A 9,538-nucleotide genomic window follows, 5' to 3' on the forward strand; every position below is an offset into this window, starting at 1 on the left:
GGAGGGTTGATAAGCCATGAATTCAATCGCTGATACCCCAGACACCGTCCTCGGTTTCTGGTTCGAGGAGATCGCGCCCCGGCAGTGGTGGGCGAGGTCGGACGATCTGGATCGGGTGATCGCTTCGCGTTTCGGCGCTTTACTGGCCGTCGCTGCGCGCTGTGAGTTGTATTGCTGGCGTGCTTCGGGGGCTGGTCGGCTGGCGGAGATCATTGTCCTTGATCAGTTCTCGCGCAATGTCCATCGCGATCAGCCGCAAGCCTTTGCTTGCGATCCCATGGCGCTGGTGCTGGCGCAAGAGGCGGTCGCTGGCCACGCCGACAACGAATTCGACGCAGTGCGCGGTGCCTTTCTCTACATGCCTTACATGCATAGCGAGTCCGCGGTCATTCACCGTGTCGCGGCGGCGCTGTTTGGCGCGCCTGGAATGGAGCAGAATCTCGACTTCGAGTTGCGCCACAAGGCGATCATCGATCGGTTTGGCCGTTACCCGCACCGCAACGAAATTCTTGGCCGAATCTCGACGCCGGAGGAAATCGAGTTTCTTAAAACGCCGGGTTCGTCGTTTTGACTGGCATCACCAAAGGAGGTAGCCGTGGAGGTTTCTCTCATCGCTGAGGAAAGTTGTCATCGCGGATTTCTCGAAGTTCGCCGCAGCTTGATTTCACATACCTTGCTGCGGGGCGGGATGAGCGAGCCGATCCGGCGTGAATATGCGCGAAGCGGCCCCGTCGTGGCTGTCCTGCCCTACGATCCGGTGCGTGACCAGGTGGTGCTGATTCGCCAGTTTCGTATCGGTGCCTGGGCGGCAGGGCATTACCCGGCGCCCTGGGACATCGTGGCCGGCATCAGCGACGACAAGGAAGATATTGAAGCCGCCGCCCGTCGTGAACTGGAAGAAGAAACCGGGTGCGCTGCGTTACGAATCCAACCCATCGGCAAGTTTCTGACGGCGCCGCATGTCAGTTCAGAACGGCTGTGCCTGGTCTGTGCCCAAATTTCCGCCTTTGCGGGTGAACGGCACTGCGGCTTGCCTGCGGAAGGCGAAGATATTCTCGCGCTGCCCTTTGCCTGTGCCGAAGCCTTTGCACTGTTGAGCACGGGAGAACTGCCTTTGTGGGCGGCGATGGCGCTGCAATGGCTGCAATTTAACCGCGACGCTCTGCGTGAGGCGTGGTCTGTGGAAACGGATCATCCAGTCATCGCCTGAGAGCCTGTGAAAAATTCATTTCAGCCGAATCTCCTCACTCGTCACCCCGGCGAAGGCCGGGGTCCAGTTCGTCTATCTGATTGTTTTCATGAATATCAGAGGTACGCACTGGATTCCGGCCTTCGCCGGAATGACGGTCTTGGATGCTTGTGTCAATTAATTCACAAGCTCTCAGCCCGCCACATCGCCGGTACGCAATGATCCGCCGCTTGCTGCTGCCCGACGGTATTGATGCAAAGGCCCTGCCGCTGCTCGTTGGACGTGCCCTGCGGGCCTTTGCCGATGGCTATGTCGCGGTGCTCCTGCCGGCCTATCTGCTGGCCCTGGGATTCGGTACGCTGGATGTCGGCGTTTTAAGCACGGCAACGCTGCTCGGATCGGCGCTGGCTACCTTGGCTGTCGGTGCCTGGGGCTATCGCTTTCACCATCGATACCTGCTGCTCGGGGCCGCCTTGCTGATGATGCTTACCGGCTTTGCCTTCGCCTTGCAGACGTCGTTCTGGCCGCTCCTGCTGATTGCTTTCGTCGGCACGCTGAATCCGAGTTCGGGTGATGTCAGCGTTTTTCTGCCGCTGGAGCATGCCCGGCTGGCCGAGGCAGGGCAGGGCAACGCGCGTACCAGTCTGTTCGCCCGTTATTCGCTGCTTGGCGCACTGTTTGCCGCCTTGGGCGCTCTGGCGGCGGGGATTCCTGACTGGCTTCTTGCACATCACGGACTATCGCATCTGTCTTCATTTCGCGGCCTGTTCGTTCTCTATGGCGTGATCGGCGGTGTCGTCTGGTTGCTCTATCGGCGCCTGCCCCAGCCATCTGCTGAAGCACCGGAGCCGCCAGCGCCACTCGGTGCTTCACGGCATATCGTTATCAAACTGGCGGCCCTGTTTTCGGTGGATTCGTTTGCCGGTGGGCTGGTCATCAACTCGCTGATGGCTCTCTGGCTGTTCCAGCGTTTCAATCTCTCGCTGGCGGCGGCCGGCACCTTCTTCTTCTGGGCGGGTCTGCTGACCGCGCTTTCGCAACTGGCCGCGCCTTGGGTCGCCAAGCGCATTGGCTTGCTCAATACCATGGTGCTCACGCATATCCCGGCCAGCCTTTGCCTGATCCTGGCGGCTTTCGCTCCCGGTATCGAACTGGCCATCGGTCTGCTGTTTGTCCGTGCGCTGCTGTCGCAGATGGACGTCCCGACGCGCAGCGCCTTTGTCATGAGCGTCGTCACGCCGGGCGAGCGGACGGCGGCCGCGAGCTTCACCGCCGTGCCGCGCAGCCTGGCTTCGGCGATCAGTCCGACGCTTGGCGGGGCGATGTTTGCCGCGGGTTGGCTGGCGGCACCACTGGTGGCCTGCGGGGTGTTGAAGATTGTTTATGATCTGGCGCTGTGGCGGTCGTTTCGGCAGCATCAAGGAAAAAATTGAGCGCATCGGCGACCTTCGGCACTACCCGCTTGAGCCAGGATTGCTCTGCTTTGAGGTAGCATAGGTTCATGGAAATCCCCTTGCATCCCGACCGGCCCAGACTGCTGCGCTTGATCATGGCGCGGCCGAGGCTTTTCATTTGTGCGCTGGCCGGTGTGATGACAGTATTGATTCTTCCCCCATCACCAGCGCTGCACGTAATTACGCGCCTGATGATCGGCTGGAACGTCGGGGCCTTTCTCTATCTGACGCTTGCCGCCCACATGATGTTCTGGTCTTCCCATGAAAGAATGCGCACCCGCGCACTCCAGCAAGACGATGGCCGGATCATCATATTGGCCCTGGTCGTCATCGTTGCCCTCCTGAGTCTCGCGGCTATCGTCGCCGAACTCTCGGTCGCCAAGGACATGCTCGGCACTCAGCGTTACGCCCACATGGCACTGGCCGCGCTCACCGTTCTCACTTCCTGGGCCTTTACCCAGGAGATGTTTGCACTGCACTACGCGCATGACTACTACGCTGCTGAAGTGCGGGGCTTTACCGGAGGGTTGGATTTCCCCGGCGGTCATGCGCCCGATTATGGGGATTTTCTCTACTTTGCCTGTGTGATTGGCACTTCAGGTCAAACCGCCGATGTCAGCTTCACCAGCCGGACAATGCGTCGAACCGGTACGGTTCATTGTGTTCTGGCCTTTTTCTTCAACACGACATTGGTGGCCTTGACGATCAATATTGCTTCCGGGTTGCTCTGATGTCGGGCAAAGTAGCCAGTATGGGCGAGTATGAAATTTCAGGTATGGCTGAAGTCCTTATGGATAGGCAGTCTACAAGCCATAGGCCTGAAGAGTGCCGTATTCATTGCTTCTCCGGCATACATGGCTGTAGAACGCCAATCGATGCAGCTTGCAGCGGTAGTGCTTAGAATCCATTCGCTTGACCAAGCCGTGAGCCTCCGGATATTCTGCCCGCCCGGTTTTCCCAACTGCTAACCATTCTGGACTAGACACCATGGCAACTTCCAACACACGAATCAACTGGTCGCTTTTCTGCCTGCGCCTTGCCGTCGGCGGGATGGCGTTTTTCGCCGGCTTTGAACCTTTGATGCACGCCCACATCCCCACCAACCTGTCGCAGGCCGGCCTTTGGGGGCTAAATCTGCTCGAAATGCTGTGCGGCGTCTTCATGCTGCTGGGGTTGTGGATGCCGGTGGCCAGCTTCGGCTTGACGCTGATTATCGGCTGGCCGCTGGTGCTTGGCTGGATGCACGGGGCGCCCATTCTGGGCAACCTGCACAGCCTTTTCCTGCTGCTGGTGGCGTTTGCCTCGGCCTTGGGCGGGGCAGGGAAATGGGCGGTTGGCCGGGGCTGAGCGTTAACGTAAAAGCCGCGCATCGACTCTCGAATCTCACCTCGCCCACTTGTGGGGTCGGGGGGCGAGGTTGGGAATTCGCGCGGCATGCTCCGTGCCAATCGAGCGATTCCGGCTGCCAAGCCGGAATGCGCCCTGCAAGGGAGGGAAGCGGGCAAGACTTTCATTTGTTGGTGTGCCTGGCAAAGTCATGCCCGTTAGCCTTTTGGCTATTTACATTAAGTTGGAACGTCTGCTAGCCAATCCTCTTCATGGTTGGAAAACAAAATGACTAAAGCAGTAATCCAGTCAGAATCAGCCGTTGGCTATCATGGTGGGCTGGCGACTTTCGGCCAGTTCCGGTCATAGCGGCAGCGGAAAATGCAGCGGGTTGAACGGCGGGTAACTCATGCCAAAGGAGACGTTCAACCCCACAGTTCATCGGGTAGCAACTCGACCGACGCTGCCGCTGAAGATTCGCTCCACCGATGTACTCAATGGTACTGGAACCGGCCATCGGTCGGCGTAGCGAGTCGGAATGGTTGCGCTGGTGCTCTCCAAGGCTGGTGGGAACTCTCGTTGTTGTTGCGGGTCAATCATCGCGCGTTGTATCGAGATGAGTGGCGGCAGCCATGTTTCACTCTGCTGGCGTGCTATCCCGTTGAAACATTGGGTGAACTCGCGAGACGGCTGGTGATGCACCTTTGCCCAGCCAAGCGGATAGCATGCATCCCAAATGAAAGAAAAAGCCCGAACGGACCCCGGATTGAACTTGCCTTGGAACATCGATGCAACGCATGCCGAAAAATGCCGATCAATCGTCGAACGAGTCCTGCCCGGTCACCAGTCGGTGCCTGCCGGCGCTTGGCCAATGCGTTCAGGAAGCCCTGGCGGCACCGGCCTTCACCACTGCGCCACTACTCGCTCGCTTGCTCACTTTCCTGGCCGACGCAACGCCAGGCAAGCCCAATAAGGCTTACCGCATTGCCGTCGAAGTCTTCAAGCAGCCGGATGACTTCGACCCGCAGACCAATTCGCTGGTGCGGGTGCATGTCGGCCGCTTACGCTGTTTGCTGGCCGAACACTATGCCGCAGCCGGATCGGGCTGCCGCTGGCACTTGACAATTCCACAGGGCCGCTACGAGCTACAGGTGATTCCTGCTCCGGAATCTGGTGCCGTGAAACCGCACGTGGATTTTCGCCCGACTTCCCTGCGCAAGAATGTCCCATCTGTTGCCGTATTGCCGGTAACAAATCTCGACGCCAATCCTGATGCACAGTTCATGTGTGAAGGTTTGACCTTCAAACTGACCCATCTGCTCGTAAAGTCCGCCAATCTGAGCGTCATCGTTCCCGAAGCCCTGCTCCGGTCACGCGGGCAAGACGGTTTTCCCGGCAAGATCGCCAGCATGCCGCCTGCTGACTACACGCTCTCCTGCGGGCTCGGCGTCCACGGTCAGCGCCTGGACTTCACGGCACAACTGTGAAGCGTCGAGTCACTGCCTGCTGTGGTCCGAGCGCTATCGGCGAGACTTGGGCGACAGGCCGCCAAGTGAGGTTCAGGAGGGCATCGCGGAGCATGTCGTTGGCTTGATCACCTCGCCGCATGGTGTTGTCGAGCGCTTGGCCCGGCAGAGGATGCAGCATGAACTGCCATTGCCATCCTACTACGCTGTCCTGCGCTTCCACGAGTACCAGGAGTCGCTGAGTCCTGAACAACATCTCCATGCCCGCAAATTGCTTGAGCAGGCGGTGGTGGACTCCCCCGACTACGCCGAGGCCTGGGCCTGTCTGGGCATCACCTATGTCGGCGAGGAATGCTTTGGCTTCAACCGGTACGATGATCCGCCCCCTCTGGCGCGGGCGAATTTCGCCGCGCGTCGCTCGCTCGAACTCGATCCTGAGAACCCGTCAGGCTTGCATTGCCTCGCGCTTTGCCATGCCTCTAGCGGCGAGCATGCATTGTTTCGTGACATCGCCGAGCGGGCGCTGGCCAGCGCGACGAGTCGTGTCGACATCCTTGCCAGCATCGGTCTGCAAACCTGCCAGACGGGGAACTGGCAGCGGGGTCTCGAACTGCTTGAACGTGCTCGTGCCATCAACCCGCTGCATCCCTCCTGGTACTGGTATCCCTATGCGCTCGATGCCTACCGACGCCAGGACTACCATGCGGCTCTGGTCTACTCGGCACGTATCAATACGCCCGAATCATTCTGGGAACCCTTATTCACAGCCATGATCTACGGCCAACTTGGCAAGACAGTCGAGGCTACGGTCGCTTTGCGGCGGCTGCTGGCGCTCAAACCGGAACTGGCAGAAGACCCTGCAGGCGTGATCGGGAAGGTCGTCTTCGACCGCGAACTGGCCGTTCATTGCGTAGCCGGATTGAAGAAGGCCGGACTGGGTAATTCCTGACGTCCGCTTCCCAGGGTGTGTCGCTATCGGTTTAACACGTTAAACCTGAACTTTACGGGATGTGGCGGTCATAGCCATTCTCACCTCGCATGCTGGCGAGAAGCGTTCATCCCGGTAGCCGGGGCCCTCGTCCAACTCTTCAACCCTCCGGAGGTACTTTCATCATGTCATTCAAGCACTCCATCGCGGCAAGTTGCGCCGTCTTCTTACTGGCGGTCTTCGCTGCCCCGGCGGCGTTCGCGGATTGCGGCAATTCCGAGCTTTGCCGGGTCGCTGGGGTCCAGGGAGTAGTCAAGGATAACCTGCTGCCCGCGCATATCTTCCCCTCTCGTGACTCCAAGGCAAAGTTCAATCTGCGCGAAGGCGACGAGGTTCGCAACCGCAGTTGCGAATCGCATCAGGGGGAATACTGGTGCAAGGTCGAGTTGCCCAACAATAGCTACGAGTTCGGCTGGGTGCTCGAGCGCTACCTGCGTGAGTCGGGTTCTGGCTACAGCCCCCACTCCGGCGGTACCAGCATGGAATACAAGCGCGGCTACAACGACGGGCTCAAGGGCTCGCAGTTCGACACTTATCGTCACCCACAGGATTACAAGGACGGTTTTCGCGACGGCGAGGAAGCCCGCCGAGGTTCCGGCAGCAATTCGTACAGCGGTGGCTCCAGAGATGAGCACGACATCAACCGACTCTCCAATGGCGGATTCGAAGTCGTCTGGCCCAAGCGCGGCTGCATCGCCAGCTACAACCGAAATGGCGATGCGATGAGTTTCAACAGGGAATGTGACGACAACCTGATCAGTCGTTCCAACACGATCGCCAAGCGCGAGCGCTGAGAGCCTGTGAAAAATTCATTTCAGAGACTAATCTCCTCGCTCGTCACCCCGGCGAAGGCCGGGGTCCAGTTCGTCTATCTCATTGTTTTCATTCATATCAGAGGTACGTACTGGCTCTGCATTTCCTTCGGTCAGATTCCGGCTTTCGCCGGAATGAGCGCAAAGCCTGGCCTCGGGCCACGGTCTTGGATGCTTGTGCCAATTAATTCACAGCCGCTGAGCCTGGTTGCCGGCTGGAAGAAGCGTTTCGAGGAGAACAGGATGAAACAGTTTAGCCGTTGGTGCGCCTTCGCAATGTTGGGCGCGGCAGCCATGTCGTGCTCAGTTGCGCTAGCTGCGGGACCTGCGCTGGGCACCTGGGGGTTCGACACGACTGGCATGGATCGCAGCGTCAAGCCGGGTGACGACTTTCACCGTTTTGCCAATGGCGCCTGGGTCCAGCGGACAAGCATTCCCGATGACCGGTCCAGGTTCAACGTGTTTAGCGAACTCGATGATCGGGTGCAAGCGCAGTTGCTGGAACTGCTGACGGAAATGGCAGCGGACCGGACGGCCCCCCCGGGAAGCAACCGGCAGATTCTCGGCGACTGGTTTGCGAGCTATAACGACAAGAAGGCGATCGAGGCCGCTGGGACGGCGCCGTTGCAGGCGTCGTTGAGCCGCATCAATGCGATTCGCACCCGCAGCGATCTGGCGCGCTATCTGAGTATCAGTGATGGACTACCCGGCGGCAGCCCGATCCAGGTTTCTATCGCGACCGACGCCAAGGACTCTGCCCATTACATCGCCCAGGTGGACCTTCTGAGTGGAGCCTTGTCACTCGGTGAGCGTGAAGCCTATCTGGAGCCCAAGGGGGAACCCAGGCGTCGCGCCTATCGCCAGCATGTTGAACGCATGCTGGCACTGGCCGGGCTGAAGGATGCCAAGCTGCGAGCCCAAAGGGTGCTTGACCTGGAAACCCGGATTGCCGCTGCCCTGCTGCCACGCGACAAGGTTGATTATTTCTCTTACAACATGATTCCGTTTGGGGAGATGGGAAAGCGCTTCCCTGGACTGGACTGGGCAGCCTTTTTCGCGGCTTCCGGCCTCTCCGAGCAGTCCAGCGTTTTCGTGCAAACACCGCCAGCGCTGGCAGCCGGAGCCCGCCTGGTGGCTGGGGTGCCCCTCGAAACCTGGCGTGACTACCTCAGCTACCAATACATCAAGGGCTGTGCCGAAGTCCTGCCGCTCGCCTTCCGCGAAGAGCATTTTGACTTCTACACCCGTTCGCTCGGGCTGCAGAAGACGATGCGGCCACGCCAGGCCGAGAGCATCGATACGGCCAAGGAGAAGCTGCAACGCTTTCTTGGTGGGGAGTACGTCAGGCTTTATGTATCCGAGCAGACGAAAGCCGCCGCCATCGCCATGGTCGACGAAATCAAGGCCGCATTTGACGATCGCCTGGCACGGGCGGACTGGATTTCGGATTCGACGCGCACGGAGGCGCGCCGCAAGCTGGCCGCGACGCTCGGGCAGATCAGCCATCCGGACCACTGGCCGGCAACCGAGCCACTCAAGGTGGTGCGTGGCGATGCACTGGGCAACCATGAGCGCGTAATTGCCCGCAGTGCCAGGATCGCACGCGCCAAGCTGGGTACCACGAGCGACCGGAAGGCATGGGATCTCGAATTTTTAGCACCCTATTGGGCCATGGCGGCGCCCGATCCCACCAAGCCCGCCATTATCGTCATGGCGGGCATACTGCAAGCACCCTTCTTCGATGCGGCAGCCGACCCGGCAGCAAATTTTGGGGGGCTGGGTGCCGTGATCGCGCATGAACTCACGCACCTCTTTGATTATCTCGGCAGCCGTTACGATGCCGCAGGCAACATGCGCGACTGGTTCGCCCCTGCGGATGCCGAGAAGTTCAAGGCACGCGGCGAACGACTGGCCGGGCAAATGTCGCGCTATGAAGCAATGCCCGGCCTGTTTGTCGATGGCCAGCGCACCCTGTTCGAGTCCCAGGCTGATCTTGGCGGTACTCAGATCGCATTTGAAGCCTACCACCGATCACTCAAAGGCAAACCCGCACCGATCATCGATGGCACGACGGGCGATCAGCGCTTCTTTCTGGCCTGGGCGCAAAACTGGCGGGGCAAGCTGAAGGACGAGATCCTGAAGCAGGACACGCTAGGTGGTAGCACTTACGCGACACTGCAGGCGCGCGCAGCCATGGTGCGCAATATCGACGCCTGGTACGAAGCATTTGATGTCAAGCCTGGCGAAAAGTGAGAGCGCCGAGTTGGTAATGCCTGACATTCGCCAAGGTGGAAGTGCCTATT

Annotated in this window: 9 protein-coding genes; all 9 read left to right on the forward strand. The window is 59.6% G+C overall.

From position 1 onward, the window contains the following. The first annotated feature begins 16 nt into the window (after positions 1-16). The 9 genes from ACOYNV_RS13000 to ACOYNV_RS13040 all read left to right on the forward strand — a co-directional run bounded on the left by ACOYNV_RS13000 (position 17) and on the right by ACOYNV_RS13040 (position 9,488). Positions 17-571 (forward strand): DUF924 family protein, encoded by a 555-nt coding sequence (locus tag ACOYNV_RS13000; RefSeq protein ID WP_422900207.1) that lies wholly within the window; start codon positions 17-19, stop codon positions 569-571. Positions 572-595: 24 nt separating this feature from the next. Beyond that, positions 596-1,210, forward strand: coding sequence for an NUDIX domain-containing protein (locus ACOYNV_RS13005; RefSeq protein ID WP_422900208.1), 615 nt, complete (start codon positions 596-598; stop codon positions 1,208-1,210). Between the two features lie 197 nt (positions 1,211-1,407). Then, a complete protein-coding gene (locus ACOYNV_RS13010) occupies positions 1,408-2,622 on the forward strand; it encodes an MFS transporter (protein ID WP_422900209.1) in 1,215 nt (404 codons plus the stop codon). Between the two features lie 68 nt (positions 2,623-2,690). Further along, on the forward strand, positions 2,691-3,374 hold the full coding sequence (locus ACOYNV_RS13015) for a DUF1345 domain-containing protein (RefSeq protein ID WP_422900210.1): 684 nt from the start codon (positions 2,691-2,693) through the stop codon (positions 3,372-3,374). A gap of 256 nt (positions 3,375-3,630) precedes the next feature. Further along, complete coding sequence (locus ACOYNV_RS13020) at positions 3,631-3,990, forward strand: hypothetical protein (protein WP_422900211.1); 360 nt, start codon at positions 3,631-3,633, stop codon at positions 3,988-3,990. Positions 3,991-4,757: 767 nt separating this feature from the next. Beyond that, positions 4,758-5,456, forward strand: a complete 699-nt coding sequence (locus ACOYNV_RS13025) for a hypothetical protein (RefSeq protein WP_422900212.1) — start codon at positions 4,758-4,760, stop codon at positions 5,454-5,456. Positions 5,457-5,502: 46 nt separating this feature from the next. Continuing rightward, on the forward strand, positions 5,503-6,384 hold the full coding sequence (locus ACOYNV_RS13030) for a hypothetical protein (protein ID WP_422900213.1): 882 nt from the start codon (positions 5,503-5,505) through the stop codon (positions 6,382-6,384). Between the two features lie 164 nt (positions 6,385-6,548). Beyond that, positions 6,549-7,217: a hypothetical protein gene (locus ACOYNV_RS13035; RefSeq protein WP_422900214.1), complete on the forward strand. Its 669-nt coding sequence runs from the start codon at positions 6,549-6,551 to the stop codon at positions 7,215-7,217. A 261-nt stretch (positions 7,218-7,478) separates the two neighbouring features. Beyond that, on the forward strand, positions 7,479-9,488 hold the full coding sequence (locus ACOYNV_RS13040) for a M13 family metallopeptidase (RefSeq protein WP_422900215.1): 2,010 nt from the start codon (positions 7,479-7,481) through the stop codon (positions 9,486-9,488). Positions 9,489-9,538: the final 50 nt, after the last annotated feature.

Source organism: Propionivibrio sp. (assembly GCF_049316945.1).
Lineage (GTDB): Bacteria > Pseudomonadota > Gammaproteobacteria > Burkholderiales > Rhodocyclaceae > Propionivibrio.

What these genes read in the sequence shown, in the direction of transcription:
- ACOYNV_RS13000 (WP_422900207.1), top strand. Translation starts at nt 17, where the DNA reads ATGAATTCAATCGCTGATACCCCAGACACCGTCCTCGGTTTCTGGTTC.
- ACOYNV_RS13010 (WP_422900209.1), top strand. Translation starts at nt 1,408, where the DNA reads ATGATCCGCCGCTTGCTGCTGCCCGACGGTATTGATGCAAAGGCCCTG.
- ACOYNV_RS13015 (WP_422900210.1), top strand. Translation starts at nt 2,691, where the DNA reads ATGGAAATCCCCTTGCATCCCGACCGGCCCAGACTGCTGCGCTTGATC.
- ACOYNV_RS13020 (WP_422900211.1), top strand. Translation starts at nt 3,631, where the DNA reads ATGGCAACTTCCAACACACGAATCAACTGGTCGCTTTTCTGCCTGCGC.
- ACOYNV_RS13025 (WP_422900212.1), top strand. Translation starts at nt 4,758, where the DNA reads ATGCAACGCATGCCGAAAAATGCCGATCAATCGTCGAACGAGTCCTGC.
- ACOYNV_RS13035 (WP_422900214.1), top strand. Translation starts at nt 6,549, where the DNA reads ATGTCATTCAAGCACTCCATCGCGGCAAGTTGCGCCGTCTTCTTACTG.
- ACOYNV_RS13040 (WP_422900215.1), top strand. Translation starts at nt 7,479, where the DNA reads ATGAAACAGTTTAGCCGTTGGTGCGCCTTCGCAATGTTGGGCGCGGCA.